Source organism: Chthoniobacterales bacterium (genome assembly GCA_039930045.1).
GTDB lineage: Bacteria > Verrucomicrobiota > Verrucomicrobiia > Chthoniobacterales > DASVRZ01 > DASVRZ01.
In genome coordinates, this window is sequence record JBDSQB010000018.1 from 21,004 (window position 1) to 46,763 (window position 25,760).

A 25,760-nucleotide genomic window follows, 5' to 3' on the forward strand; every position below is an offset into this window, starting at 1 on the left:
GCGTGAGCTGCGTATATGGTAACGTATTCGACCCCTCATGAACATTCTCATCGCCGAAGACGACGCCATTTCCCGGCTCCTCCTCACAGACACTCTCACGCGCTGGGGGCACCAGGTCGAGGCCGTGGAAAATGGCGAGCAGGCTTGGGAAGTCTTTCAGCGCAAAGACGCGCCGCCGCTGGCGATTCTCGACTGGATGATGCCCGGTCTCGATGGACTTGAGGTCTGCCGCCGCGCCCGCAGCCTGCCCCGGAGCGTGGCGTTTCACATTATATTGCTGACCGCCCGCGAGCAAAAAGCCGACATCGTCGGTGGGCTCGAAGTCGGCGCAAATGATTACATGGTCAAGCCCTTCGACCCTGCGGAATTGCGCGCCCGCGTCGGCGTCGGCGAGCGAATGATTGTGCTGCAGGAGGAACTGGCCGCCCGCGTAATCGAGTTGGAGGCGGCTCTGGAAAAAGTGAAGAAGCTCCAGGGAATGCTCCCGATTTGTTCCTATTGTAAAAAGATTCGCAACGACGAGGACTATTGGCAGGAGGTCGAGACCTATCTCGGCGACCACTCGGAGGCGGAATTCAGCCACGGCATCTGCCCGCATTGCTTCGAGAAATTAATGGGCGTCTCGTTCGCCGAGGCGAAAGCCAAAAAGGGAATCTAAGCAGTGGAATTGAGGCGAGTTTTTTCGTGCCTTTTCGCGGCGGCTTGTCCTTAATATGGGCTTCCCATGAGCCAGCCTTCGCCCCGCAAAAAAGTCGCCGTCGTCGGAGCATCCGGCTATTCCGGGGAGGAACTCCTCCGCCTCCTTGGGAATCATCCAGAAGTCGAATTGGTCGCGATCACCTCGCGCCAGCACGCGGGCAAGGCGCTTGGCGACGTTCAGCCGCAGTTTCGCGGTCATCCACGGCTGGCTGGCATTCGATTCATCGACTCCGATGTGGAAAAAATCACCGCCACGGGAGCGGAATTTGTTTTCCTCGCGTTGCCGCACGGACTCGCCGGGGAATTTGCCGAGCCGCTGCTGCGGGCGGGCCTGCGCGTGCTCGATCTGAGCGCCGATTTTCGCCTGCGCAGCGCGGCGGTTTTCGAGGAATTTTACGGAGCGAAACATCCCGCACCGCAACTGCTGGATCAAGCGGTTTACGGTTCGCCGGAGATTCATCGCGACGCGATCGTGAGTGCGATGTTAGTCGCCTGTCCCGGCTGCTATCCGACTAGCATTCTTGTCCCGCTCGTGCCGTTGCTGCGCCGGGGATTGCTCAAGCCGCAAAGCATCATCGCCAACTGCCTCAGCGGCGTCAGCGGTGCTGGACGCAAGGCCGACATTTCGCTCCTCTTCGCCGAGTGCAATGAAAGTGTGCGCGCTTACGGCCTGCCCAAGCACCGGCATTTGTCCGAGGTCGAGCAGGAACTTTCCCTCGCCGCCGGCACCGATCTCACCATTAGCTTCGCGCCGCATCTTATTCCCATCACTCGTGGAATCCTAACCACGATCCACGCCGCGCCGGATGAAAACCTAACCATCGATGCGCTCTCCGCCGCGTATCATGAAGCTTATGCCAGCGAGCCGTTTGTCCGCTTGTTGGGAACGTCCGATTTTCCCGATGTAAAATATGTCGCGCGAACCAACTACATCGACATCGGCTGGCAATTCGACGCGCGCACTGGTCGCGTGATTCTTCTCAGCGCCGAAGATAATTTAACCAAGGGAGCCGCGGGCCAGGCCGTGCAGTGCCTCAATCTAATGGCTGGCTTTTCTGAAACCACCGGCCTGATTTAACATTCTACTAACATGCCCGAGCACTCCACCTTTCCCGTCGTTGCCGGCGGCATCACCCTGCCTGCGGGCTTCCTTGCCGGCGCTGTTTATGCTGGCATCAAACCCGGCAACGACGACAAGCGCGACTTCGCCCTCATTCTCTCGGAAGTCCCGGCGGTGGCGGCAGCGACTTTTACGACTAACAAAATCAAAGCCGCGCCAGTTCGCGTTTCACAAGCTAACATTCGCGGCAGCGACATTCGCGGCGTCTTGCTCAACAGCGGCAACGCCAACGCCTGCAACGGCGTCGTCGGCATTCAGCACACCAAGCGCAGCATCAAGGCCGTCGCCAAAGTTTTCAAACTCAAGGACAACCAGTTGCTAGTCTGCTCCACAGGCCGCATTGGAGTGGAACTCCCGATCGAAAAAATGGAGTCGGCCGCGAGTCTTTTCCCAGATGCCATGTCACGCAAGGGAAGCCACAAGACGGCCAAGGCGATCATGACCTCCGACACATTTCCGAAGGAGATAGGAGTGCAAGTCGAGATCGGAGGGCGAACAGTTAGCATCGGCGGAATCGCCAAGGGCGCGGGGATGATCAATCCTAACATGGCGACCATGCTCAGTGTCGTCACTACCGATCTAGCCATTGAAAAAAAGGAGCTGCAGCGCGCCCTCAGCATCGCCGTTGAGCAGAGTTACAATCGTATCACCGTCGATGGCGACATGAGTACTAACGACACCGTCATTCTTCTAGCTAATGGAGCGGCCGGCGGCGAGCCTGCGACGAACGAACATCCGGACTTCCATCGCTTTCAGGAGGCGCTGAATTTCGTCACCCGCAACCTCGCTCGCATGATCGTCGAGGACGGGGAGGGTGTTAGTAAATTCGTCGAAGTCCAAATCAATGGAGCCGCCACCTTTCAGGACGCCAGAAAAGTGGCGAACGCGATTGCCAACTCGACGTTAGTGAAATGCGCCTGGAACGGCGAGGACCCCAACTGGGGCCGGATCATGGACGCAATCGGCTATTCCACGGCTCGTGCGCGTGAGGAAATGATCGACATTTATTACGACGGATTGATCGCCGTGAAGAACGGCATGAAGAGCGCGACGCCCGTGAAAGCGCTGCGCAGCGTGATGAAAAAGCGGAAGTTTAAAGTCACCGTCGATCTCCATCTTGGCACCGCCCAATACATCATTTACACCACCGATCTAACCGCCGAATACGTCGAGCTAAACAAGGGCGAATAGTTTTCCAAACCGCTAGTACATGTCTAACATTTCCTCTTCCATTCGCGCCGAAGTCCTCATCGAGGCGCTGCCGTTCATCCAGAAATTTCGCGGCCAGACTTTCGTGATCAAATACGGCGGCAGCGCCATGGAGGACGATCATCTGGTGGAGCGTCTTTTGCGCGATGTCGTCTTTCTCGAAGCGGTGGGAATTAATCCCGTGCTGGTCCATGGCGGTGGAAAATCCATCAGCGGAAAAATGCGCGAAGCGGGACTTTCCGCTCGCTTCGTCAATGGCCTGCGCGTGACGGACGAGGGAGTGATCGGCATCGTCGAGCAGGTGCTGGACCGGGAGATCAACCCGGGTCTGGTCAAGACGATCAATGAGTTTGGCGGCCACGCGGTTGGTTTCTCCGGGCGCGACGTTTGCCTGGGGGAGAAGCTTCCGCCCCAGCTCGATGCGAAGACGGGTGAGACGGTCGATCTCGGCTATGTCGGCACGGTGAACACGCTCAACTTGGACGCCGTCCGCGCGACTTTGGCCGAAGAAAAAGTGCCCATCATTTCGCCCATCGCCCGGGATGCGAACGGTCACACGCTGAATGTGAACGCCGACATCGCCGCAGGCTCCATCGCGGCGGCTTTGGGTGCGTCGAAAATGATCTATCTGAGCGACGTTCCCGGCATCATGCGCGATGTGGCTGACCGCGAATCGCTCATTCCCAGCGTGAACAGCGAGATGGTTAGGAAACTCATGCAACAGGGCGTCATTGCTGGCGGCATGATTCCCAAAGTGGATTCCGCCCTCAAGGCGCTCAGCGACGGTGTGGGCAAGGTCCATTTCATCGATGGCCGCATTCCCCACGCGCTCTTGCTGGAGATCTGTACTAACAGCGGCATCGGCACGGAAGTTTTGCCCTGAGTTAGAGTCTTATCTGTCGCAAGCGCACTCGACCGGCGCGTGGGCGAGGCGATTGGTTAGTTCCGCATCCGGCTTGAAGAGCCATCTGGAAAGAAAATGGCGGTTCTGCGAAATGCTCGAGACGATTTTCTTGGCAAACGGCAGCAGCGCGGGACTGGCCAGGCGCTGACTCCATTCGCGATATTCTCGGAGCGCATAGAGGCACATGATCCAAGCGTGGCCGCCCTGATAAACCTGACCTTCGTCGCTGATGACGATGATTTCGCGGTCCGGATGCAGTGCCGTGATTCCGGGGAAACGTTGTTCGAGATCAAGGGTCTGCAGCGGCACAAACTCCAATGGAATGTAACTCGGCTGGCGGCTGAGAAACTCCCGGCAGCGGCGGCAAAGCGCGCATTCGGCATCGTAGAGAACGAAGAGTTTTTTCATCTTTTGCCGAGGTGCAGCGGAGCGTGCAAAGGTTCGAAATGATCGTCGAGCAGCGGGTGAATGGGGTGCCCGAGCAAATTGCGAACGGCCGTTTCCCAATGCGGATGATGGAAAATGAAACCGTCGGCCAGTAAGCGAGCCGGGATGACGCGGCGACTTTTTAAGACGAGTTCGGTTTCTGCGCGCAGGAAAATCGCCCCGATGGCCAGCATCCAGGCGGGCGTGGGAAGCCCGATGCTTTGCCGGTCCGCCTCGCGCAGGATGCGCATGAAGTCGCGATTGGGCAGGGGATTGGGCGAGGCAATGTTGATCGCGCCACTGAGGTGGTCGTTTTCCAGAATCCATTCGAGGGCGCGGAGAAAATCCTGCCAATGCACCCATGAAACGAACTGGCGTCCGTTGCCGAGTTTTCCTCCCAAATGCCAAAGGCTTAGACGATGAAACGCCTGAAAGACTCCGTCGCCGCCGGGGCCCATGACCATGGCGCTGCGCAGGGCCACTTTCCGGGTGTTCGGAGTGGCGGCCTCATTCAGCGCGGCCTCCCATTTCTGGCAGACATCGACTGAAAATCCGCTGCCGATCTCGCCGGTCGCCTCGTCCATTTCGCGGTCCTCCGCGTGACGATAGATCGTGGCCGAACTGCTGTTCAGCCAGACTTTCGGCGGTTGCGCACAGGCGGCGATGGCTTGCCCGAGAACGGCGGTGCTGCGCAGGCGGGAATCGTAAATTTCCTGCCGATGGCGCGCGGTGTAGCGGCAGTTGACGCTGCGTCCGGCGAGATTGATGACGGCGTCCGCATTTTCCAGTTCGGCCATCCACGCGCCGGGAGTGGCACCGTCCCAGAGAACCTGGCGAATGTGAGAAGCGTCGGCGGCAGGCTTTCGGCTGAGGACGACGACCGCGTGCCCGAGGCTGGCGAAATGACGGCTGACGAGTCGGCCAATGTAGCCGTTGCCGCCGGGAAGGATGAGTTTGAGTGTTTTCATGGTGAGTGGCCGGGCGGGGCGATCCGCCCGGCGTGGCGTGATTCGAGTTAGATTTTTACCTGGCTCAGGTTCGCTTGCGGTGGAACGGGCGGCGGTGCTTGGTGGAGCAGGGCGCGCTTCCGCATTTTGGTGAAGACCAGCAGGTTAAAGAAATGCATCGCGCCGAGCACGAGCAGAACGATGCCGACTTTATTGCTGACGATTTCGAAGACGTCGCGGGTGCTTTCGACGACAGCGCCGACTTTCAAGGCCAGGGCGATGTAGCCGATATTCACGAGGTAAAAGCCCACGACGAGCAGGTGATTGACCGAATCGGCGAGCGGCTCGTTGCCACCGAAGCTGTCCACGAGGAAGATTCGGCCGTTTTTGTGCAAAGTGCGTGCGACCCAAATGGTCATGCTCAGAGTAAGAAGGAGATAACTGAGATAGGTGATGGTGATGTAGTTCATAGTTTATTGTGTTGTTTGAGATTCCAGAAAGAAATGAAAGTTGATTGTAAAAAAAGGGTGTTTAATTCATGGTGACCTCCCGCGTTATCGAAGAAATTTTAGAGCCCAGGGCAGCACGACGTTCTGGTCGGCGCGGGACACCTTTTCCATGACGCTGTCCGCCGTCTGGAGAAAATTCAGGAGGGAATTCATCTGGTCGGTGAAGCCGGCGGCGTCCGCGCCCTCGAGTTGTGCGCTCTTGGCCGCGACATTGCGGAGCACCTCGATTGCAGGGCTGATTTCCCGCCGGCGGCGTTCGCGCGTGATGGTGCAAAACATTTTCCACACGTCTTTTTCCGCCTCGAAATATTCCTTGCGCTCGCCCTTGCGAACCACACTTCGAACCAAGCCCCAACTAGTCAGTTCGCGGAGATTGCCATTGGCGTTGCCGCGGCTGATTTTCAGATCGTCCATCACTTCGTCGGTCGTCATCGGGCCCGGAGCCGTCATCAGCAACGCGTGAATCTGCGACATCGTCCGGTTGATTCCCCACGCGTTTCCGATGGCACCCCATTGGGAAACAAATTCATCGCGCGCCAGAGTCAGAGCGTCGGGTTGAGGGATTTCGTCTGAGTCGTTCATCGCTATACTTCCAATAAATCCTGAAACTTATGTTGTCCAGCGCCATTTTAGCTTTTTCTAACTTTTTTACGGCTGGCATCCAAAGCGCGACTTTTGGCGTCTATAGTTTGTGATTATCGCTTGCCAAGCCATTCCCTTCCCGCCTACCACAGTCGGGTGCAAGACGGCTTGGCGGCAAATCGTCACCCCCTTTGGACAATGGATATTATCTTTCATGAGAGTCGTTGATGTTGCTGAAAAGAAGCTCGATGCCGAGCTTTTGGGGCGCGTCGCGCAAGGGGACGAAACCGCTTTCGCCCAGCTCTACGACCGCTTTTCAGCGCCACTTTTTTCTCTCGTCCGCCAGATGACGAATGATGAAACAGAAGCGCAAGACGCTCTCTCCGAGGGCTTTATGCAGATCTGGCGTCGCGCTTCGACTTATGATCCCGAGCGCAGCGCCGCCTTTACGTGGGCGGTGATGTTGGTCCGCAACAAAACCATCGACCGCCTCCGCGTGCGCCAGCGGGTGGCCAAGGTCCGCGACCTCGCCACGGCGCAACTCTCGCCCGATGACGACATCGATGCGCAGTCCATGCTCGCCCCCCATTTTCGCGAAAGAGTGAAACTCGTCCGCGCCGCCGTCGAGACCTTGCCCGAGGACCAGCGCACGCCGCTGGAAATGAGCTTTTTCGACGGCCTGACTCACGACGAAATCGCAGCGCGCCTCGACGCGCCGCTGGGCACCGTGAAGGCCCGGATTCGCCGTGGACTGCTGAAATTGCGCAGTCTTTGGAAGGAGGATGTATGATCGACGAACAAATGGAAGAAATGGCCTCGCTCTATGTTTTGGGCGAACTCAAAGCCGAGCAGGCGGCCCGCTTTGAGGCCGAATTGCTGGGCAGCGCCGAGTTGCAGGAACTCGTTTCCGCCTTGCAGGAAGACTTCGCCACGCTCGCCCTCGCCGCGCCGATGGTGCGCCCGCCCGCCGGATTGCGCGCACGACTCATCCAGCAATTTCGCGCTGAAAACCAGCCGTCGAAAGTGATCCGAGTTTCATTCCTACCTTGGGCGATCGCAGCGGCTTTGGCGGTTGCGTCCACCTTTCTTTTTCTGCAAGAGACCAAGCTCAAAAAACAAGTCGCCGCCCTGCAAAGCCGCGACCTTCTCACGCAAACGCGGGTCGCCGTTTTGCAATCGCAGGTGGACACCTACGCCAGCGGTTCCGCCGTGGTCATCTGGGATCAGAAAAATCAAAAAGGCTTCGTTCGCTACGATAAATTACCGGCTCACGAAGGCCAGGATTACCAGCTCTGGGCCCTCGATCCCGCGCAGAAAGAACCCATCAACGCCGGCCTCATGCCGGTGGTCAATTCTGGCGCGGCCAAAGTGGACTTCCATCCCGATGTGCGCGTCGGCAAAGGCACGAAATTTGCCGTCAGCATCGAGCCCAAGGGCGGCTCCAAAAAACCGGTGGGTCAGGTCATTTTCGTAGGCGAATAAGCGCCCCGCCCGGTTGCAGGCCGGAAATGTCAGCTTAGGTTGGACGCGTGACAGAACCCGAGTTCTCTGACGACGAACCCAGCGCGATGGAGCGGGTCGAACGCCTGCTCGCCATCTTCCCAGCGGAGCACCCGCTGGCGGGCGAGTTGCAGTCGATTCGGGCCGGATTGTTTGAGCACGAATCCATCATCGGCGAAGCGCGCGAAGCCATCGAGAAGCTTGAGGAAGTCGTCAAAAAAGTCACTTCGCCCGCCAATCGCATCGGGACCTTTCTAGCATTGCGCGAGGGAAAAACCGCCCAGATCGTTGTGGGCGGTTCCGATTATTTTTGCCTGATCGATCCCCGGCTAAAGGCGGATCAACTCCAAACTGGAATGCGCGTGCTGGTCAACGACGCCTACGTAATCGTCGGCGATCTCGGCTTCGACACCACGGGCCAGATCGCGAAAATCGTGGAGTTGTTAGGAGAAGATCGCCTGCGCGTAGGCAGCGAGCACGGGTTGCAATCGTCGGTCCTCATGCGCTCCGCATTGCTGGCCGACGCCAAGCTCAAGGCGGGCGACGAAGTCCGCGTCGATGGCAACTTCCGCGTCGCCGTCGAGGTTCTCGCCCGCACCGAAAACAAGGACTACTATCTCGACATCGTACCCGAACTCGAATGGGACCAGATCGGCGGTCAAAAGGAAGCGCTCAACGCCATCCGCGACGCCATCGAACTCCCGTTGCTGCACGAGGAATTATTTGCCCGCTACAAACATTCCACGCCGAAAGGCTTCCTGTTGCACGGACCTCCCGGCTGCGGAAAAACGCTTATTGGTAAAGCTACGGCTTACAATCTAACCAAGCAGCTCAACGAGAAAACCGGTCGCTCGATGGAGCAATATTTCATGCACATCAAAGGCCCGGAAATCCTCAACATGTGGCTCGGCGAGTCGGAGCGAATTGTGCGTGAAATTTTTTCCACCGCCCGCGAGAAACGCAAGGAAGGCTATCTGCCATTTCTCTTCATCGACGAGGCGGAAAGCATTCTTGGAACGCGGCGCGCGTCACGCTCGGCTAACATTCTTTCCACGTTAGTACCCATGTTCTGCACCGAGATGGACGGCATCGAATCGCTCAACGAAGTCGTCATCATTCTAGCCTCTAATCGCGCCGATCTCATCGACCCCGCCATTTTGCGTCCCGGTCGCATTGATCGAAAAATTAAGGTTCATAGACCTGACCGCGCGGGCGCCAAGGAAATCTACCGGATCTATCTCGATCCGGCTCTTCCTTACGATCCAGAACTGGTTAAAAAACTTGGGTCGAGTGAGGCAGTTATCGAGTTCCTAACCAGCCGGGTTTCCGACGCGCAATATGCGCAGACCGACGCGAATCGTTTCTTGGAAATCACCTTGCGTAGCGGGCGAAAAGAGATTCTCCATCGCGGCGATCTGGCCAGCGGCGCGCTCATTGAATCCATTGTGGATCGCGCGAAGGAACTAGCCATTCGACGCTCCATTTCCTCGAAAATTGAGGAGGGAATCCGCGAGTCCGATTTGTTAGAGGCGTTGGAAAATGAATACGCCGAGAACGACATTTTTCCACCGGGTGACATCATTGAAGACTGGTTGAAACTCGTCGATTACGATCCGGAGAACGTGGTCAAAGTCCGCCCGTTCAAGGAGAAGCGAAACGTCCCCGTCAGCCGCATTATCTAACCATGAGACCGTATGGGATCGAGACCGAGTACGGCATCATGGTGCTGGGCGAGGAGGAGATTGATGTCGTGGCGGAATCCATCGAGCTAGTCCGCTCCTACATGGAGCGGGGCACGCTCATGAAATGGGATTACCAGCTAGAAGACCCACACGTCGATGCGCGGGGATTTCGAGTTAGGGAGTTATTGCAGGACACGGACGAAGCTAACTACTTCCAGATCGACCACGATCGACCGCTTTCGTTTCAGGAAATCAAGAGCGATCTGGTGCTGGCGAACGGCGCGCGTTTCTACAACGACCACGCGCATCCGGAGTATTCGACGCCGGAATGTTCTAACCTCAACGAAATCGTCGCGCAGGATCGGGCGGGCGAATGCATCTTGCACGAATGCGCCCTGCGCCGTTCCGCGATGTTAGGACGCTCCGTGCGACTCTACAAAAACAACACCGACTTCGACGGTCATAGCTATGGCTGCCACGATAACTATCTGGTCAGCCGCGAGGTAAAATGGGAGCGACTGGTCAGCGGAATGCTGCCGTTTCTAGTCACGCGCCAGATCTTCGCCGGCGCGGGAAAACTAGGCATCGAGGCCGAGGGAAAACTCCTGCAATCCGGCGTCTATCAAATCGCGCAGCGCTCGGATTTTTTCAGCGTCCTCACCAGCGTGGACACGATGAACCGGCGGCCCCTTGTTAACACTCGCGACGAGGCTCATGCCGACCCAAAAAAGTGGAGGCGTTTTCACGTCATCATCGGCGATGCCAACATGAGCGAATTTGCCACCGCGCTCAAAATAGGGACGACTTCCATGGCATTGAAACTCATCGAGCTTGGGCTCGCCCCTGACATCGAATTGGCCCAGCCGATCGAGGCCACCAAGGCGATCAGCCGCGATCCGAGTCACAGTTGGATCGTGGAATTGCGTGATGGACGAAAGATTTCCGCCATCGATATCCAGCGCGCGTATCTGGAAGCGGCCCGTGTTCATCTTGAGCCGGAGGAGGATCACGCCTGGATCTTTCGCGAATGGGAAAACGTCCTGAACGACCTCGAAGTCGATCCGCTGCGTTGCGTGGACCGGCTCGACTGGGTCGCGAAATGGCATCTGCTCGACACTTTTCGCCAAAGCGAGGACCTCGCGTGGTCCGATCCGTGGCTGCAATCGCTCGATCTGGAATATCACAATATCGACCCAGAAAACGGCCTTTATCACGCCTTGTCGAGGGAGGGAACGATCCGGCGCTTCGTCAGCGATGAGGCCGTCGCCGCCGCCATAAAAAATCCGCCGTCCAGCACGCGGGCCTTTTTTCGCGGGCAGGTCGTCAGCCGTTTTGCGGGGCAGATCGCCTCGTTGCAATGGGACGCGGTCGCCCTGCTGACGACTACGGGTAAATTCACCATTCCGTTTCCCGAGGTGGCCGATTCTCCCCGGCTCGACGCGCTCAACAAAATCATCGTCGCCGTGAAAAATACCGACGAATTGCGCGACAGAATACGTTCTTTAGACGGTGCCTGAGGCGATTCGTCGAAAGCCGCATCATTTTTTCCATTGTCAGACTGGTATAAACACCACTATTTTCCTCGAAACTTATGAGCCGCTACCTGCCCGTCATCCTCACCGCCAGCCTTGCCTTGGGATTTTCCGCCTGCCAGACCCCTCAGACCACCACGGTCGAAACCACGGAAACCCATAGCGTCAACCAGTCGGGCCGCAAGCCTTCGGACCAAATGCCGACGCCGACACCGCGGCCCACGGTCGAGACCACCACGACCACCGAAAACACGCCTCCCACCATCGAGCCAGCCGTGACTCCGATGCCGACGCCGGTCGTGCAGGATTATCCGACCGCCAGCGCCGTCGAGGGCAAACCCGGTTTTGTGAAGAGCCCATTTGGTGGCGCGGGCATCGTCGATGTTCGCGGCTATCCTCCCGGCACTGAGGTGAAAGATCCTTACACCGGCAAAGTTTTCCTCGTTCCTTAAGTTTGCTCGATCCGAGTTCCATGGGACTCGCGTTCGTAGAAAAAATGTCCACCCAACCCGCGCCTTTTCGGGAAATCGCGATCCTCGGGCCCGGCTTGCTCGGAGCTTCCCTGGCGCTCGCCCTCGCAGAGTCGAGTTCCATTCGACTCTGGGGACGCCGTCCTGAATCCATTGCAGAGGTGCGAAATTTTGCGCCGGTCTGCACGATAGATCTGGCCGAGGCGGTTAAAGGTGCGGACCTCGTTATTTTCTGCACGCCAATCGAAGTGATGGGCGGCATCGCACGGCAAATCGTGCCTTTTCTCGGAGAGGAAACGCTCGTTACCGACGTGGGCAGCGTCAAAGCCGGCATAGTGATGGAACTCGAATCCATCTGCGGGCCGAAACGCTTTCTCGGGAGTCATCCCATGGCCGGTTCCGAGCAATCGGGGAGCGCGGCGGCGAGGGCGGATTTGTTCATCGGGGCCGCTTGCATTGTGACTCCCACGGAAAAAACGCCGACGGCCAACGTCGAGCACATCGCCCAGTTTTGGAAAAATCTGGAGTGCGAAGTCCATTGTCTCAGTCCGGAAACGCACGACCGGCAGATCGCGCAGATCAGCCATTTGCCGCATCTGCTGGCGGGTTGCCTGGTCAACGCCGTCGCCGATCCGGCAGCTTTCCAATTGGCGGGGCAGGGGTTCCGCGATTCGACTCGCATCGCCAGTGGACCGCCCGACATGTGGCGCGGCATTTTACAATCGAATCGAACTCAGCTCCTGGCCGCCCTGGCAGCGCTTCAGTCGCAAATTGGTCTCGCCGAGCAACTTCTGCAAGCGGACGACGCTGCGGGCTTGCGCAATTTTCTCGCCGCCGCTAAGACCAAACGCGATGGCATCACCCGGAAAGTCAGATATGGCGGAAATTAAATCGCAGCGCGCACCACAGATCGAAGCCGAGATTCGCGTTCCCGGTGACAAAAGCATTTCGCATCGCGCCGTTCTGCTCTCGGCTTTAGCAAACGGCACGAGCGTTATTTCTGGTTTTCTGCCTGGTGAAGACTGCCTTTGCACGGTCAATGCGATGCGCGCCCTCGGTGTCAAAATCGAGCAGCCCGAGCCCACCACACTCATCGTCGAAGGCAGCAATGGAAACCTGCAGCCGCCGACGCGGGACATCGATTGCGGCAACTCCGGCACGCTCATGCGGCTGCTCACCGGCTTCCTCGCGGGCCAGCCATTTGCCAGCCGTCTGACCGGCGACGCCTCCCTTTCTGGACGCCCGATGAACCGGGTGATCGGACCGCTCTCCCAGATGGGTGCGCGCATCACCGGCCAAGGCGAAAAGGGCACCGCGCCATTGGAAATCCAGCCAGCGAAACTCCGCGGAATCCATTACCAGTCGCCGGTCGCCAGCGCGCAGATCAAGAGTTCCATCCTGCTTGCGGGCTTGTTTGCCGAGGGCACGACTTCCGTTTCCGAGCCGGTGCAAAGCCGCGATCATTCGGAGCGAATGTTTGAGTACTACGGCCTGCATCCGCAGAAGGAGGGCCTCACCGTTTCGCTGGAAGGCGGCCAGATTCCGATCGCGAACAACTTCCAAATTCCTGGTGACATTTCCAGCGCGGCCTTCTGGCTCGTCGCGGCTGCGGCGCAACCCGGCTCCCATCTTTTGGTGAAGGACGTCGGCCTGAATAAGACTCGCACCGGCATCCTCGGCGTCCTCGTTCGCATGGGCACGCGCCATCGCGAGAACGTCGAAAAGTTTTCCCAAGTCGAGCAAATGGGTTCCCTCGAAATCTGGGGCGGACCTTTTCAGGGCACCATCATCGAGGGCCGCGAGATTCCCAATGTCATCGACGAATTGCCTATTCTCGCCGTCGCAGGCGCGCTGGCGCAGGGCACCACGATCATTCGCGACGCGAAGGAATTGCGGGTGAAGGAAACGGACCGGATCAGCGCAGTCGTGAGCAACCTCAAACTCATGGGCGCCAATGTCAAGGAGACCGAGGACGGGATGATCATCCAGGGCGGTGCACCGCTGCACGGGGCGACTTTGCCGAGCTACGGTGATCATCGCATTGCCATGGCATTTGCGATTGCCGGGCTGTTTGCCGATGGAGAAACGACGATTACCGACACCGATTGCGTGGCGACTTCCTATCCCGGCTTCGAGAAAACATTGCGGCAAATCCTGCGCGGAGGAGAGATCGGAACTCCCGTGCATTCGCATTTGATCAGCCAAACGGAGTCTGCGGAATGAGCGACGGGCACAACGTCATCGCCATCGACGGCCCGGCGGCCTCTGGCAAAAGCAGCGTCGCTCAAAATCTCGCCCGCCGCCTCGGCTACGCCTATGTGAACACCGGCGCGATGTATCGAGCGATCACATGGCGCGTCGTTTCCATGAATGTCCCATCGGACGACGCCATCGCGGTGCTCGATCTGCTGGAGCGGTCGAACATCGAGATCGCACTCGAAAATGGTAAGTCGGTCATTCGCATCGACGGCACCGACCCTGAGCCGTATCTGCGCGATCAATCGATCAATCAAAACGTCTCGCCTGTTTCCGGCATTCCGGGCGTGCGCGATTTCCTGCTGCCCCTCCTGCGCGATTTCGCCAACCACTCCGATCTGGTGATGGAAGGACGCGACATTGGTTCGACCGTGTTTCCGGACACGCCCTATAAATTCTACATCGATGCCTCGCCCGAAGTCCGGCGCATGAGGCGTCAGGTGCAGGGGCAGGCGGATGAAATTTCCAATCGCGACAAGGCCGATTCCACCCGGCGCGCCTCACCGCTGGTCATCGCCGACGACGCGCAGGTGATCGACAGTTCGCACCTCACCATCGACGGGGTGGTCGGAGAAATCATTGGCCGCCTCAAGCTCAAGGGCCTGTCGGTCGAGAGTTGAAGATAATTCCCTAACTCCTCCCAAATGCGCGGCTGGTATCTCTTCGGCTATACTCTTTCCAAGCTGATTCTCCGGATTTTCTTTCGGATGCGTGTGATTCATCCGGAGCGATTGCTGGAGGAAGGCGGCGTGATTTACGCGGCAAACCACGCGAGCTATCTCGACCCGCCGATCATCGGCACGTGCTGTCGGCGTCCGATTTATTATCTGGCTCGGAAAACTCTCATGAAGTGGCCCATTCTCGGCCCCATTTTTCCCTCGTTGAATGTCGTGCCTGTCGATCAGGAACGCGCCGACATGAGCGCCCTCAAGACTATTATCAAACTCGTCCGCGAAGGGCACCGGACGATTATTTTTCCCGAGGGATCGCGGACGGAGGACGGCAACTTGCAGCCCGCGCAACCGGGCCTCGGTCTGGTCGTTTCCAAGACGCGCGCGCCGGTGGTGCCGATGCGGATATTCGGCTCCTACGAGGCGTTTCCGCGCGGCGCGAGCCGGGTCAAACTCGCCCGCATCACGGTCGTCATCGGCGAGCCAATCCTTTTCTCCGACGCCGATCTCGCCGGCGGACGTGAGGCGTATCAGAAGATCAGCGAGCGTGTCATGGCTGAGATCGCCGCGCTGGAACTTCCGCGCTAGCGCAGCCGATTCCGCAGCCAGGGGAGCAGGGGAATGGTCCACGGGTGACCATCCTTCATTCCCAGTCCATGGTCGCCAGTCTCATAGCAGTGTAACTCGAATGAAACTCTCTCCGCGCGCAAGGCCGAGGCGAAGTTCAGCGAATTTTCCACCGGCACGACCGGATCAGCCACGGTGTGCCAGATGAAGCAGGGCGCGGTATCGGGCGCGACATGCTGCTCTGCCGACAGCAAATCATCCAACTCCGGGGTGGCGTCTTCGCCGATCAGATTGGCGCGAGAACCCGAGTGTGGCTGCCTCTTCATCGAGATCACCGGATAACACAAAATCCCGTAGTCGGGACGCGAGCTTTGCTGCTCGATGATGTCCTTGGAACTCGCATCGCCGCGGTCCCATTTCGTCAGCAAAGTCGCCGCCAGATGTCCGCCCGCCGAACTGCCGATGACCCCGAAACGATTCGTCGGAATGCCCCATTCCTCCGAGCGGCTGCGCAGGATTCGCATCGCGCGCGTCGCGTCGTTCCACATCGAAGGATGCCGATAGCCTTGGCTGCCAAGCCGATAATTCAGGACGAAGCAATGATAGCCCAGGAGCCGAAACCACCCGGCAAATCCCTCGCCTTCCTGCGCCGAAAGCATTCCGTAACCGCCGCCTGGCAAAATGAGAATCCCATTTCCCTGAAACTCGAATCCGAACGGCTCGTAAACGTCGATCCAGGGCTGATCGTGCGGCTCGGTTCCGCGGGCATCGTGCGATCCGCCGGGGTAAAGAAGGATTTTTTCCATGGCAGATGGAAACAAAAAAGCGCGGCCCTGGCAAACCGGAACAGCGCGATTCGATAATGAGAATAATCTAGTTGTTCGCCAGCGCGTTCGACTGCGCCACGAAATCGTCGCCGCTCCACTCGGTGTCGGCCTGAACCATTTTCTTCTGCTCCGTCGCCTGTTTTTCAGCGGCTTGCGCGGCTTTGCGAGCCTTCTGGCGCACCACCAGGTCCGCGTGAGTGGTGAAATAATCGAGGCTCAAGCCCTTGAAATCGGCCAGCGTTTCAAACCCATGCTTCTCCATGAAGGCGAGCAATTGCTCCTGCATCGGCTTCACGTATTCGTAGCCAAACTTCATCGGACCCGTGCAGGCCTGCACCGTGTCGCTGCCGAGCAGAATGAACTGCGCCGCGTCCTCGCCCGTCTCGATGCCGCCCATGCCGGAAAGCGTGCGACCGGGGAATTCGCTTTTGATCAACTGCGCGATCTCCATGCACATGCGGAGCGCGATGGGGCGCACCGCCTTCGACGAATAACCGCCCGGTGTGGTGTAACCCTCCACGCTCGGCTCGGGGCGGAGCGTTTCCAGATTCACCCCGATGACACTGCGTATCGTGTTGATCGCGCTGATGCCTTCGACGCCCGCCGCGAGTGCAGCGCGACTCGGGTCTTCGATGTGCGTAATGTTAGGAGTCATCTTCGCCCAGACCGGGAGCTTCGCGGCCGACATCACCCAGGTGCAAACTTCCCCCAGCACGCCGGGGTCCTGGCCCATGGCGGCTCCCATTTTCCGCTCGGGCAGGCCGTGCGGACAGGAGAAATTTAGCTCAAACGCATCCACGCCCGCCTCCTGGCAACGCTCCACGATCTCGACCCACGCGTCCTTGTTATACTCCTCCATGATCGACGCGATGAGGACGCCATCGGGATACAAATCCTTGCAGCGCTTAAACTCCTCGAGCCAGATCGAGAACGGACGGTCGCTGATCAGCTCGATGTTTTCCCAGCCGATGACCTCCTTTTTGTCGGTCGAAAGCAGCTTGCCGTAGCGCGGGGTGACGTTGATCACCTTCGACGAATCGAGGCTCACCGTTTTTGCGATGACTGCGCCCCAGCCTTCTTTGAAAGCCTTGCCGATGACGTTTAGATTCGTCCCCGGAGGGCCAGAGGCGATGATGAATGGATTGGGCATTTTGAGCCCGTTAACAACCGTCGCGAGTGTAGCCATAAGATTCCTTTGTGATGCCTTTGTTTCCCTGACGCTAAAGTGGAAATCAAATCGCCACGTGGCCACAACAAAAAAAGCGATTCGTTCCATCTTTCACCGCTGACTGCTCCCGGACTCCTAATAAAGTACCGCCCCGTCGCTGTTCATTGCGGAAAATACAAGCGGAACGGGCTGGATCACGTAAATCTGGTATGGGCGACACATCACCAAAAAACATTCACAAGCTGGCCGAGAAGAAACACGAGGAGCAAGTGAAGAAGGAAGATCACAAGCACGAGAATGCGGAAACGCAGCATCACCACGGCCAGCCCGAAAACGAGCAGGATGAGGTCGAGGCCAACAAGGAGACGTAAGCTGGGTTTTCTCCAGCGGCCATCGACGGCTGCTCCCTAGGCCAAGGCCGTTTCATTCCCGCTGGACAAAAGGGCTCTCATCCACGTCAGTGGCGGTCCTATGGCCCAGGCAGCTCCCTCACTTTTATCTGTCAATGAACTCGTGCTCGTCTATGGCACGCAGCGTTTGCTTGATGGCGCGACGCTCGCCGTGGCTGCGGGGGAAAAGGTCGGGCTCGTGGGTCGAAATGGTTGCGGCAAGACGAGTCTCCTAAAAATCCTCACACAGGAACAACCGGCGGATGCGGGGGATATTTCGCGTCGGCGCGGGTTGCGGGTCGGGTATTTGCCACAGGAGTTTGAGTTGAATGACGCTCTGACCGTGCAGGAAAACATCGAAGCCGGTGGAGCCGATGTGCAGGAATGGATTCGCCAATACGAGGAGGGCGAGGGGACGGAGGCCGAGCTGGCGGACATTTTGCATCACATCGAGCTGGCCGACGGCTGGAATCTCGACACCCGGGCCAAGGCCTACGCCACGGCTCTCGACGCGCCGCCGCTCGACAAAATCGTGGGCCCGCTCTCCGGCGGTGAAAAACGCCGTGTTGCGCTCTGCCGTGCGCTGGTCGCGATGCCCGATTTGCTGCTGCTCGACGAGCCGACGAACCATCTGGATGCGGAGTCGATCCGCTGGTTGGAGGATTTCCTGCGGAACTTCGCGGGGGCAGTAATCTTCGTGACGCACGATCGGTATTTCCTCGATGTCATCGCGACTCGGATCATCGAGTTGTCCGAGGGGAAATGTTATTCGCACCCGGGAAATTACACCGCGTATCTGGAGTCGAAGGCGGCGCGTCAATCGGTCGTCGAGCAGAGCGAACGGAGGCGTCAGCGTTTCATTAAAGCGGAACTCGAATACGTTCGCGCCGGAGTCCGCGCACAACGCTCGAAGTCGCGTGGACGGCTCGACAAGTTCTACGAGATCGCCGGTCAAGCCGCGCCGCCGGAGGAAAAGGAAATGGATTTGCTCATTCCGCCACCGCCGAAAATGGGCGACATCGGAGTGGAACTCCTGAAGGCTTCTGCAGTCGTGGGCGAAGGAGAGAAACGCCGGACGTTGTTTTCCAACCTGACCCTTTCCCTGCGCGCCGGACAATGCACCGGCGTGGTCGGTCGCAACGGTGTGGGCAAGACCACGCTGCTAAAGATGTGCATGGGCGAACGTTCCCCCGATGCAGGCACGGCGACCGTGGGAAAGAAAGTCGTTTTCAATTACATCGATCAGGTCCGCATGTCGTTGAAAGGCACCGGCACCGTCATGGAAGAGGTCGAGGACACCGACGGCGTGGTACGTTTCGGCGAGCAAACGATTAGCGTGCGCGGGTATCTGCGGCGGTTTTTGTTTGCCGATGCGCGGGTGAATGAGCGCGTGGACAAACTGAGCGGCGGCGAGCGTGCGCGGCTGATGCTGGCCAAGGTGCTCAAACGCGGTGGCAATATTTTGGTCCTCGACGAACCCACGAACGACCTCGATCTGGCGAGTCTGCGAATGCTGGAGGAAGCCTTGGCGCGATTCGACGGCGCGGTGCTAGTGGTGAGTCACGACCGGTTTTTCTTGGATCGAATCTGCGATCAGGTCGTGGCGTTTGAGGAGGGCAACGTCGTAGTGCAACCGGGAAATTATTCCTACTACTTGGAAAAACGCGCGGAGCGTCAACTTCGTGACAAGGCGGCGGCTGAGACGACGAAAATCGCGCCGGCCCCCGCTCTGCCCGTGGCCGTTCCGGGAGCTCCCAAGCAAAAAAAACTGAGCTTCAAGGATCAGCGCGAACTCGACGGGATGGAGGCCGCCATCGCTGCCGTGGAGAAAAAAGCGGCAGAGTTGCAGGCGACTCTCGACGACCCTCAATTCTACGTCACCCGCAGTCAGGAAGCCGCGTCGCTGATGGCGGAGTTGGAGTCGTATCAAGCCGAGATCGCCGCGCTCTACGAACGCTGGGAAGAACTCGCCGCGCTGTCCGCAGTGTAAGTGGCGGCAGCACTCATAGACTGCCGCTACAAAAGCGAAGGCCGGCTCGGAATTTGATTACGCTGGATTCGATTGGATTCTGCGCAGAACTGATTTATTGAACCCATCATGTGTAACTCTCCAACTCTCAAAACCCTCTCCCTCTTCCCAGTTTGCCTGGGGCTTTTGGCAAGTCCGCTACAGGCCTTTGATTGGCACGGCACAGTGGATTCCGACTTTGCCAAGGCTGACAACTGGCGCCTTCCCGATGCCTCCAATGAACCTCCTTCAGCCGGCGTCGAAAACAAAGAGGTGCTCAATATTATCAACGGAGACGGCGCACCCCTTTATTACACAGAGAAAGAGGGCGAAACCACGTTCGTCGAACAACTCAGGATCGGCATAAAGGGCTGCCCTGGGGCAGCCCTGCAGGTATCGGGCGGTCATCTCACAGTGAAACAGGCGGGCATGGCCATCATCGGCCAAGTCGGTCCGGGCACACTGGAGATCACAGGCGGCACATTGGAACTCCTCGGCGGCTTCAAGGATTCGGGAATGGAAGATCAAGAAACGACCTGGAGTCTGTATCTCGGCAATGAACCTACTGGCAATGGCACGATCACCATTTCCGGAGGGAAGATGATTCTGGAATGGGGCATCGAGGTGGGACGGCGGTCCGGCACGGGACTTATAACGATCAGCGGCAATGGCTCGGTGACTGCCGGCGGCCCGACGAGTTTCGGGGAGGGCGAACCTTCCAAGAAAATCGTCATCGGCCAAGGTAGCGGCGTGTTTGAGCAGGTGGCGAATGGGAACATCACGTTCGCTCCAGACAGTCCGGATGCCTGGATTAGTTTCACAAAAGGCAGCCACGGAAAGTTGTCGCTGAAAGGGAAGGACAAGAAATACTTCGACGGCTTGGTGGCGGCGGGCCGCATCCGAATCGACGATTCGGTTGCCGCACCCACCGCTTTTGTCTTCAGCAAAAACGGGGATCAAGGCGAGTACCATCTCGCTCCGTAAGGCTTTAACTCCGCTTAACTAAGAGGGCTGTTTTTACTCAGCCTCGAACACGGTTCCAGCCGCATGAAAGTTTTGCGCCACCTCCCCTGTTTCGATGGCTCTCGACCCAAACCGTTTGCCGCCGGGGCTGGCATCCCGTATATCTAGGTCGCAATGAAAAAGTTCCTTCTCTTTCTCGTCATTGCACTGGCGCTCAGCCTTGGCTGGTCTTACTGGAAAAAGCCAGACACGACCGCAGGCGCAACCAGCACTACGGCGGAAGTGACCCGCGAAACCATCGTGGAAACGGTCGAAGTCGCGGGCGAGGTGAAGCCCGAGATATTAGTCGAAGTTAAACCAGAGATCAGCGCGCGCGTGCTCAAGATCTACGTCAAGGAAAGCGACAAGGTGACCCGTGGCCAAGTCCTTGTCGATCTGGACAACAGCGAGCTCCTGACCGAGAAATCCGCCGCCGAAACCGAGATCGCGATCGCGGAATTGCAGTTGGAAAAAGCCGGGCGCGACCTCAAACGGCAGGAAAAAATGCTCAAGGGCAACATCATTACCGACCAGGAATATCGCGACGCCAAGACCATTCGCGACGTGGCCGAGCAAGGCCTGCGCAAGACGCGGCAGCAGTTGGATACGATTGAAAGTCGCATCGAGAAATCGAAGATCCTGGCTCCGCTCGACGGCACCGTTCTCGCGCTGCCCATTGTGGAAAATCAGGTCGTCGTCGGCGCGGCCAGTGTGAGTTCCGGCACAGTCATCATGAGCGTCGCCAACCTCGGCGACTTGATCATCACGTCGCACGTCAATCAGGTTGATGTGGCGAAACTAACCGTCGGCATGCCGTTCGAGTTTCGCGTCGATTCGCTCGGTCCGATCCAGATGACGGGCAAGGTGCTAACCATTGCGCCAATGGCGACGATTGTGAACAACATCAAGGGCTATGTCGTGACTTTCAAAATCGAAAATCCCAATCCGCGCCTGCGTCCCGGCATGACCGCGCAGGTGACGATCCCGACTAACAAGGCGGAGCAAGTCACCTCGCTGCCGATAAGCGCCATCTTCGAAAACCGCACCGGCGACAAAGTGGTCTATCTTTCCAATGGCAGCGGCGATCCCGTGGAGAAACCAGTGGAAGTCGGATTGACTAACAATGCGTTCGCGCAGATTAAATCGGGAGTCGATGCCGGAGAGAAAGTGCTCCTAACCAAGCCCGCGCCGAAGTCCTGATTTTTCGTTGAGGTTAGCTTTTAGCTAGATGAATATCGCCATCGGTCTCACCCAGGGATTGCGGGAAATTCTTGCACATCGGATGCGCTCGACCATCGCGATGCTAGCCATTGTGCTCGGAGCCGGATCGTTGCTGGCGACGTTTGCCTTGACCGAGGGAATTGCGCGTCAGGAACGGCGCTTTTTGCAGGCGCTAGGAGGCGTGGAAAGATTTACCATTCGCAATGCCCCGGTGCCCGCCGATCAGGATGCGAGTCCAGAGATAAGTCCTGGAATGACGATCCGGGATGTGGACGCGTTGCGCCGCGAGCCGGACCTCGTGGCGGCCATGACTCCCTCGCACCGGCTGCGTCCGAATCCGGTGATTTCGCGCAATCAGCGCATGGTTTACAACGCGCGGGTGACCTGTGGAACGGAGGATTATCACCGGGTCGCCCGGCACGTGCTGGCCACGGGGCGTTTCCTCTGTGCGCTCGACGTGGAACGCTGCCGTCCGGTGTGTGTGATCGGCAGCGATGTGGTCGATTCATTGGGTTTGAACAGGACCAGCGCGATCGGGCAAAAGGTCTCCTTCGACGGGGCGCTTTTTGAGATCATCGGCACGCTGCAACCGTCGCCCGCCTTTTGGATGAACACGGAAGTAATCATTCCCTACACCACGGCCTTCACCGTCTTCGAGGAAGGCAAAGTGGACGCGAAAGGCAAGCCCGCGCCGGTGCGGACTTTCAATGAAATGATGGGCAGTGTGCGCGATCCAAATCAGCTCGAAGCGACCATTCAAAAAATGAAGGCGGTGCTCCTAAAGACGCATCGCGGAGTGGAGGATTTCGGATTTGATACCATGCAGGATTGGTCGGATTCGATTGAAAGTCGGATCACCGCCGTTCGCATGAGTGGCAGTGTCATCGCCGGGGTGAGTTTGTTAGTCGGCGGCATCGGCGTAACCAATGTGATGCTGGCAGCGATCAAGCACCGCATCCGCGAAATCGGCGTGCGTCGCGCGATCGGTGCACATCGGAGCGACATCTTTTTGCAGATCATGTTAGAAGCGTTCATCCTGGCGATTTTGGGCGGATTGTTAGGAGTCGTTACCGGCTGGGGAATGGTGGCGTTTTTCAAGATCGCAGCAGTGAGCAAATCCGTGCCGGTGATCCTCCCTGCCGCGCTTGGCTGGAGCTTCGGATCGGCCTTGGTGACCGGAGTGCTGGCGGGCGTTTATCCGGCGCTGCGAGGCGCGGCCATGTCGCCGATGGAGGCGCTCAGATACGAGTAAAATACGAATGAAACTCGGATGAAGTTAGTATGATCACGATCTGGAAAATCGCCTGGCAACAGGGACTTGGGGAGATATTTACCCATTGGTTTCGCACGCTCCTAACCATGATCGGCATCGTCATGAGCGTGTCGGCGCTGGTCGGCATGGTTGCCCTCAACGAAGGCGTCGCACGGGGGAAACGCGAGGCGTCGTTGCAAAGCGGCAGCCTCACGAAAATCATCATTCGCACCAGCAACAGCCGTTCGAGTTCGTCCGTCGCCGGGTTGTTCAGCCGCGGACTCGTCCGGGAGGATGCGCGGGCGCTGCTTCTCGCCCTGCCGTCGCTCGAATGGGTGTCGGCCACCGTTAAATACGACCGGGAAAAAGTGACCATCGGCAATCGCCTGACCACGCCTCGAGTGCTGGCGGGAACGCCCATTTTGCAAGTGCAGGATCGTTATCTGCCACCGGTCGCGGGGCGATTCATCACCGCGCTCGATGTCGATGAATCGGCCCGCGTCTGCGTGCTCGGTGGCACAGCGGCGAAGGAGCTTTTTGATCGTCCGGAAACGCAGGCTGTCGGCAAAAAAGTCCTCATTCGCGGAGTCTCCTTTCTCATCGTCGGTGTCCTGCCCGAGCATCTATCGGAGTCGGCCAAGCGCAAGCTCGCCAGCGGGGTAATCGAAGCGCAGGACCAGCGCCGGAAATTGCTGCGCTCCATGGCGCGTCGTAACTGGTTCGACCCGTTTTCCTGGAAGAATAACTTGGTCATCATTCCGCTGACCACGGCGCAGGCAACCTTCAACTCAACCAACGTAGGCGCTGACGGAGTCGACGGCGGCCCGTTGCTCAACGTGAGCGAGATTCAGGCGGGCTTTTCCAGTTCGAGTCAGAAGGAACCCATCACGAAGGAAGCGCGTGCCGTTCTTCTCAACGCGCACAATGGCGTGGAGGATTTCGAGATTCAACCACCCGACGCCAGCATGGACGACGTGGAAAAAGAGATTCGCTCAAACCGCATCACCGGCAGCGTCATCGCCGGCATCAGCCTGCTCGTCGGCGGCTTGGGAATCGTGAATATCATGCTGGCCAGCATCGCCGACCGCACCCGCGAGATCGGCGTGCGACGTGCCCTCGGTGCCTCGGCAGGGGATATTTTTCGGCAGGTGCTGGTGGAAAGCATTCTCATCGCGCTGCTCGGCGGCGTGCTCGGAATCGGGGGTTCCATGCTGCTCTTAAAGACGCTGGAAGCTGTCTCGCCGCCCGACAATGCCCCCGTGCTGAGCTGGGGAATCGTCATTTTCGGCGTCTGTAGTGCGGGCGTTATCGGCATCGTCGCCGGGTTGTATCCCGCTTTGAAAGCCTCTGCGCTGAGCCCGACCGAGGCCCTGACTAGCGAATAGCCGGAACCTTTTGCCCTCCAGCGATTGACACGCTTTTTGCTGCTGCCATAGTGCTCCCTGTCGCAAAACTTCCGACCCGAAAGTGCGACACGATTTCTCGGAAATCCTCGTGATTTCCTCAGAAATGAGATATCGGAAAATATTCACCGCAGCATCAGCACTACCAACCAACCACATCCTATGGCCGACATCAGTCACGTTAAAAATTCCCTCTCCGCAGACATCGAGATCAAGGGCTCCATTAAATTCACCAGCGACCTCACCATCGACGGCAAAGTCGAGGGCGAGATCAACTCCGAAGGCACGCTCACCCTCGGCGAAAACGCCGACATTCGCGGCGAGATTAAGACCAAATCTGTGACCATTTACGGCAAAGTCCATGGCAACATCACTGTGGCCGAAAAATGCGAGCTCAAGTCCCGCGCGCAGCTCATCGGCGACCTCAAGGCCGCCCGCCTCATCATTGAGGAAGGCGCCACCTTTGTCGGCAAATCGGAAGTCAACGCCAGCAAAACCGGAATGCCCAGCCGCCCGGTGGTGACCGCCAGTGACGAAGTGATCGCGCCCGCCCCGTCGAAAATCGCGTCCATCCTCGGGCGCTAACCCGCACCGGTGGCCAAGCCGACCGCAGTCAAGGTCAGTGTCCAGTGCCCGCATTGTGGCGCGCACCAACTCGAGCCTGCCCTCGCGCAATCCACGTATTGCCGCGCGTGCAGCGAGCATTTCGAGATTGGCGTCAAGAACAATGCTCACCACGAGGATGATGAGGGCCCCGGCATCTGGGAGAAATTTAGCGGGCTTTTCCGCGACAATACCCCCCGGGTCGTCTCGTGCTTTGAATGCGGCACGCGCCAGGAAGTCGTTCGTACCGCCACCTCTTGCTCCTGCAAATCCTGCGGTGCTTACATCGACCTCCAGGATGTCAAAATCGATAGTGGATTCAGCCGCGCTATCCAGACAGCGGGCCACATATTTGTCTCGCCGAAGGGGGATTTATACACGGCCCGTGCCATTTGCGGGAGCGCCGATTTGCGCGGTTCCATGCGAGGGCAACTCGTCTGCACCGGAGAAATTAGCGTCAAATACAAGGGCCGCATCACTGGCGGCATCGAGACCGACATTCTGCGCGTCGCTAAGAAATCGACCACGGAATTTGTCCGTCCGCTCCGGGCGCGCGACGTCTTCATCGAGGGCGAAATGTCGGGCCGCATTCTCGCCAGCGGCACCGTCCACATTTTGAAGTCGGGACGCATGACCGGCTCGATCTACGCAAAGGGCATCAACATCGAGCGCGGCGGGGAGTTTGAGGGCGAGCTCAACATTGGCGAAAATCAGACGGAAGAACCCAGCTTGCTGCCGACTCCGCCGCGCCCACCCGCCCGCCGTAACGATCCTCAGAGCGAACTCGGCCTCGGGCTGGGTTAGATTCCACTC

27 protein-coding genes are annotated in these 25,760 nt (G+C 58.4%); 21 read left to right on the plus strand and 6 right to left on the minus strand.

Features of this window, described 5'->3' with window-relative positions; genetic code table 11:
* The first annotated feature begins 37 nt into the window (after positions 1-37).
* The 4 genes from ABIT76_14225 (at position 38) to argB (ending at position 3,911) form a co-directional block, all read left to right on the plus strand.
* Entirely contained in the window at positions 38-658 is a 621-nt protein-coding gene (locus tag ABIT76_14225; protein MEO7934307.1) for a response regulator transcription factor, read from the plus strand.
* Positions 659-724: 66 nt separating this feature from the next.
* On the plus strand, positions 725-1,777 hold the full coding sequence (gene argC, locus ABIT76_14230; GenBank protein MEO7934308.1) for an N-acetyl-gamma-glutamyl-phosphate reductase: 1,053 nt from the start codon (positions 725-727) through the stop codon (positions 1,775-1,777).
* A 12-nt stretch (positions 1,778-1,789) separates the two neighbouring features.
* Positions 1,790-3,010, plus strand: a complete 1,221-nt coding sequence (gene argJ / locus ABIT76_14235) for a bifunctional glutamate N-acetyltransferase/amino-acid acetyltransferase ArgJ (GenBank protein ID MEO7934309.1) — start codon at positions 1,790-1,792, stop codon at positions 3,008-3,010.
* 19 nt (positions 3,011-3,029) lie between these two features.
* Complete coding sequence (gene argB, locus ABIT76_14240) at positions 3,030-3,911, plus strand: acetylglutamate kinase (protein MEO7934310.1); 882 nt, start codon at positions 3,030-3,032, stop codon at positions 3,909-3,911.
* A 9-nt stretch (positions 3,912-3,920) separates the two neighbouring features.
* On the opposite strand, the gene ABIT76_14245 is transcribed toward argB, so the two are convergent.
* The 4 genes from ABIT76_14245 to ABIT76_14260 form a co-directional block, all read right to left on the minus strand.
* Positions 3,921-4,340 (minus strand): DUF393 domain-containing protein, encoded by a 420-nt coding sequence (locus ABIT76_14245; protein ID MEO7934311.1) that lies wholly within the window; start codon positions 4,338-4,340, stop codon positions 3,921-3,923.
* Positions 4,337-5,326 carry a TIGR01777 family oxidoreductase gene (locus ABIT76_14250; protein MEO7934312.1) on the minus strand — a complete coding sequence of 330 codons (990 nt, stop codon included), beginning with the start codon at positions 5,324-5,326 and terminating at the stop codon, positions 4,337-4,339. The genes ABIT76_14245 and ABIT76_14250 overlap by 4 nt, the downstream gene beginning before the upstream one ends.
* A 47-nt stretch (positions 5,327-5,373) precedes the next feature.
* Positions 5,374-5,775, minus strand: coding sequence for a hypothetical protein (locus tag ABIT76_14255; protein MEO7934313.1), 402 nt, complete (start codon positions 5,773-5,775; stop codon positions 5,374-5,376).
* Positions 5,776-5,859: 84 nt separating this feature from the next.
* On the minus strand, positions 5,860-6,396 hold the full coding sequence (locus tag ABIT76_14260; GenBank protein MEO7934314.1) for a transcriptional regulator: 537 nt from the start codon (positions 6,394-6,396) through the stop codon (positions 5,860-5,862).
* Between the two features lie 214 nt (positions 6,397-6,610).
* Between ABIT76_14260 and ABIT76_14265 the strand changes: the two genes are divergently transcribed.
* The 9 genes from ABIT76_14265 (at position 6,611) to ABIT76_14305 (ending at position 15,095) form a co-directional block, all read left to right on the plus strand.
* The gene (locus tag ABIT76_14265; GenBank protein ID MEO7934315.1) at positions 6,611-7,186 is read left to right on the plus strand and encodes a sigma-70 family RNA polymerase sigma factor; all 576 of its coding nucleotides are present in this window, start codon (positions 6,611-6,613) and stop codon (positions 7,184-7,186) included.
* On the plus strand, positions 7,183-7,878 hold the full coding sequence (locus ABIT76_14270; GenBank protein MEO7934316.1) for an anti-sigma factor: 696 nt from the start codon (positions 7,183-7,185) through the stop codon (positions 7,876-7,878). The genes ABIT76_14265 and ABIT76_14270 overlap by 4 nt, the downstream gene beginning before the upstream one ends.
* 47 nt (positions 7,879-7,925) lie before the next feature.
* On the plus strand, positions 7,926-9,578 hold the full coding sequence (locus ABIT76_14275) for an AAA family ATPase (GenBank protein MEO7934317.1): 1,653 nt from the start codon (positions 7,926-7,928) through the stop codon (positions 9,576-9,578).
* Between the two features lie 2 nt (positions 9,579-9,580).
* Positions 9,581-11,095 carry a proteasome accessory factor PafA2 family protein gene (locus ABIT76_14280; GenBank protein ID MEO7934318.1) on the plus strand — a complete coding sequence of 505 codons (1,515 nt, stop codon included), beginning with the start codon at positions 9,581-9,583 and terminating at the stop codon, positions 11,093-11,095.
* A 74-nt stretch (positions 11,096-11,169) separates the two neighbouring features.
* Positions 11,170-11,562 carry a hypothetical protein gene (locus ABIT76_14285; GenBank protein ID MEO7934319.1) on the plus strand — a complete coding sequence of 131 codons (393 nt, stop codon included), beginning with the start codon at positions 11,170-11,172 and terminating at the stop codon, positions 11,560-11,562.
* 44 nt (positions 11,563-11,606) lie between these two features.
* Positions 11,607-12,470, plus strand: a complete 864-nt coding sequence (locus tag ABIT76_14290) for a prephenate dehydrogenase/arogenate dehydrogenase family protein (GenBank protein ID MEO7934320.1) — start codon at positions 11,607-11,609, stop codon at positions 12,468-12,470.
* The gene (aroA, locus tag ABIT76_14295; GenBank protein MEO7934321.1) at positions 12,457-13,803 is read left to right on the plus strand and encodes a 3-phosphoshikimate 1-carboxyvinyltransferase; all 1,347 of its coding nucleotides are present in this window, start codon (positions 12,457-12,459) and stop codon (positions 13,801-13,803) included. Before ABIT76_14290 ends, aroA begins: the two co-directional genes overlap by 14 nt.
* Positions 13,800-14,456, plus strand: coding sequence for a (d)CMP kinase (gene cmk / locus ABIT76_14300; protein ID MEO7934322.1), 657 nt, complete (start codon positions 13,800-13,802; stop codon positions 14,454-14,456). The genes aroA and cmk overlap by 4 nt, the downstream gene beginning before the upstream one ends.
* A gap of 24 nt (positions 14,457-14,480) precedes the next feature.
* Complete coding sequence (locus ABIT76_14305) at positions 14,481-15,095, plus strand: lysophospholipid acyltransferase family protein (protein MEO7934323.1); 615 nt, start codon at positions 14,481-14,483, stop codon at positions 15,093-15,095.
* On the opposite strand, the gene ABIT76_14310 is transcribed toward ABIT76_14305, so the two are convergent.
* Both ABIT76_14310 and preA read right to left on the minus strand, forming a co-directional pair.
* On the minus strand, positions 15,092-15,880 hold the full coding sequence (locus ABIT76_14310) for an alpha/beta hydrolase (protein MEO7934324.1): 789 nt from the start codon (positions 15,878-15,880) through the stop codon (positions 15,092-15,094). The two genes, ABIT76_14305 and ABIT76_14310, sit on opposite strands and share 4 nt — an antisense overlap.
* A gap of 67 nt (positions 15,881-15,947) precedes the next feature.
* The gene (gene preA / locus ABIT76_14315; protein ID MEO7934325.1) at positions 15,948-17,087 is read right to left on the minus strand and encodes an NAD-dependent dihydropyrimidine dehydrogenase subunit PreA; all 1,140 of its coding nucleotides are present in this window, start codon (positions 17,085-17,087) and stop codon (positions 15,948-15,950) included.
* 191 nt (positions 17,088-17,278) lie between these two features.
* On the opposite strand from preA, the gene ABIT76_14320 reads away from it, so the two are divergent.
* The 8 genes from ABIT76_14320 (at position 17,279) to ABIT76_14355 (ending at position 25,751) form a co-directional block, all read left to right on the plus strand.
* The gene (locus ABIT76_14320) at positions 17,279-17,440 is read left to right on the plus strand and encodes a hypothetical protein (protein MEO7934326.1); all 162 of its coding nucleotides are present in this window, start codon (positions 17,279-17,281) and stop codon (positions 17,438-17,440) included.
* 100 nt (positions 17,441-17,540) lie between these two features.
* On the plus strand, positions 17,541-19,448 hold the full coding sequence (locus tag ABIT76_14325; protein MEO7934327.1) for an ABC-F family ATP-binding cassette domain-containing protein: 1,908 nt from the start codon (positions 17,541-17,543) through the stop codon (positions 19,446-19,448).
* Between the two features lie 108 nt (positions 19,449-19,556).
* Positions 19,557-20,450, plus strand: coding sequence for a hypothetical protein (locus tag ABIT76_14330; GenBank protein ID MEO7934328.1), 894 nt, complete (start codon positions 19,557-19,559; stop codon positions 20,448-20,450).
* A gap of 153 nt (positions 20,451-20,603) precedes the next feature.
* On the plus strand, positions 20,604-21,668 hold the full coding sequence (locus tag ABIT76_14335; protein ID MEO7934329.1) for an efflux RND transporter periplasmic adaptor subunit: 1,065 nt from the start codon (positions 20,604-20,606) through the stop codon (positions 21,666-21,668).
* 28 nt (positions 21,669-21,696) lie between these two features.
* Positions 21,697-22,941, plus strand: a complete 1,245-nt coding sequence (locus ABIT76_14340) for an ABC transporter permease (protein ID MEO7934330.1) — start codon at positions 21,697-21,699, stop codon at positions 22,939-22,941.
* 29 nt (positions 22,942-22,970) lie between these two features.
* Positions 22,971-24,326: an ABC transporter permease gene (locus tag ABIT76_14345; GenBank protein MEO7934331.1), complete on the plus strand. Its 1,356-nt coding sequence runs from the start codon at positions 22,971-22,973 to the stop codon at positions 24,324-24,326.
* Positions 24,327-24,506: 180 nt separating this feature from the next.
* Positions 24,507-24,929, plus strand: coding sequence for a polymer-forming cytoskeletal protein (locus tag ABIT76_14350; protein ID MEO7934332.1), 423 nt, complete (start codon positions 24,507-24,509; stop codon positions 24,927-24,929).
* Positions 24,930-24,938: 9 nt separating this feature from the next.
* Positions 24,939-25,751: a polymer-forming cytoskeletal protein gene (locus ABIT76_14355; GenBank protein MEO7934333.1), complete on the plus strand. Its 813-nt coding sequence runs from the start codon at positions 24,939-24,941 to the stop codon at positions 25,749-25,751.
* Positions 25,752-25,760: the final 9 nt, after the last annotated feature.

Excerpts from the sequence above, each read along its gene's own strand:
- ABIT76_14225 (MEO7934307.1), top strand. The coding sequence starts at position 38 with ATGAACATTCTCATCGCCGAAGACGACGCCATTTCCCGGCTCCTCCTC.
- argC (MEO7934308.1), top strand. The coding sequence starts at position 725 with ATGAGCCAGCCTTCGCCCCGCAAAAAAGTCGCCGTCGTCGGAGCATCC.
- argJ (MEO7934309.1), top strand. The coding sequence starts at position 1,790 with ATGCCCGAGCACTCCACCTTTCCCGTCGTTGCCGGCGGCATCACCCTG.
- argB (MEO7934310.1), top strand. The coding sequence starts at position 3,030 with ATGTCTAACATTTCCTCTTCCATTCGCGCCGAAGTCCTCATCGAGGCG.
- ABIT76_14245 (MEO7934311.1), bottom strand. The coding sequence starts at position 4,340 with ATGAAAAAACTCTTCGTTCTCTACGATGCCGAATGCGCGCTTTGCCGC.
- ABIT76_14250 (MEO7934312.1), bottom strand. The coding sequence starts at position 5,326 with ATGAAAACACTCAAACTCATCCTTCCCGGCGGCAACGGCTACATTGGC.
- ABIT76_14255 (MEO7934313.1), bottom strand. The coding sequence starts at position 5,775 with ATGAACTACATCACCATCACCTATCTCAGTTATCTCCTTCTTACTCTG.
- ABIT76_14260 (MEO7934314.1), bottom strand. The coding sequence starts at position 6,396 with ATGAACGACTCAGACGAAATCCCTCAACCCGACGCTCTGACTCTGGCG.
- ABIT76_14265 (MEO7934315.1), top strand. The coding sequence starts at position 6,611 with ATGAGAGTCGTTGATGTTGCTGAAAAGAAGCTCGATGCCGAGCTTTTG.
- ABIT76_14270 (MEO7934316.1), top strand. The coding sequence starts at position 7,183 with ATGATCGACGAACAAATGGAAGAAATGGCCTCGCTCTATGTTTTGGGC.
- ABIT76_14280 (MEO7934318.1), top strand. The coding sequence starts at position 9,581 with ATGAGACCGTATGGGATCGAGACCGAGTACGGCATCATGGTGCTGGGC.
- ABIT76_14285 (MEO7934319.1), top strand. The coding sequence starts at position 11,170 with ATGAGCCGCTACCTGCCCGTCATCCTCACCGCCAGCCTTGCCTTGGGA.
- ABIT76_14290 (MEO7934320.1), top strand. The coding sequence starts at position 11,607 with ATGTCCACCCAACCCGCGCCTTTTCGGGAAATCGCGATCCTCGGGCCC.
- aroA (MEO7934321.1), top strand. The coding sequence starts at position 12,457 with ATGGCGGAAATTAAATCGCAGCGCGCACCACAGATCGAAGCCGAGATT.
- cmk (MEO7934322.1), top strand. The coding sequence starts at position 13,800 with ATGAGCGACGGGCACAACGTCATCGCCATCGACGGCCCGGCGGCCTCT.
- ABIT76_14305 (MEO7934323.1), top strand. The coding sequence starts at position 14,481 with ATGCGCGGCTGGTATCTCTTCGGCTATACTCTTTCCAAGCTGATTCTC.
- ABIT76_14310 (MEO7934324.1), bottom strand. The coding sequence starts at position 15,880 with ATGGAAAAAATCCTTCTTTACCCCGGCGGATCGCACGATGCCCGCGGA.
- preA (MEO7934325.1), bottom strand. The coding sequence starts at position 17,087 with ATGGCTACACTCGCGACGGTTGTTAACGGGCTCAAAATGCCCAATCCA.
- ABIT76_14320 (MEO7934326.1), top strand. The coding sequence starts at position 17,279 with ATGGGCGACACATCACCAAAAAACATTCACAAGCTGGCCGAGAAGAAA.
- ABIT76_14325 (MEO7934327.1), top strand. The coding sequence starts at position 17,541 with ATGGCCCAGGCAGCTCCCTCACTTTTATCTGTCAATGAACTCGTGCTC.
- ABIT76_14330 (MEO7934328.1), top strand. The coding sequence starts at position 19,557 with ATGTGTAACTCTCCAACTCTCAAAACCCTCTCCCTCTTCCCAGTTTGC.
- ABIT76_14335 (MEO7934329.1), top strand. The coding sequence starts at position 20,604 with ATGAAAAAGTTCCTTCTCTTTCTCGTCATTGCACTGGCGCTCAGCCTT.
- ABIT76_14340 (MEO7934330.1), top strand. The coding sequence starts at position 21,697 with ATGAATATCGCCATCGGTCTCACCCAGGGATTGCGGGAAATTCTTGCA.
- ABIT76_14345 (MEO7934331.1), top strand. The coding sequence starts at position 22,971 with ATGATCACGATCTGGAAAATCGCCTGGCAACAGGGACTTGGGGAGATA.
- ABIT76_14350 (MEO7934332.1), top strand. The coding sequence starts at position 24,507 with ATGGCCGACATCAGTCACGTTAAAAATTCCCTCTCCGCAGACATCGAG.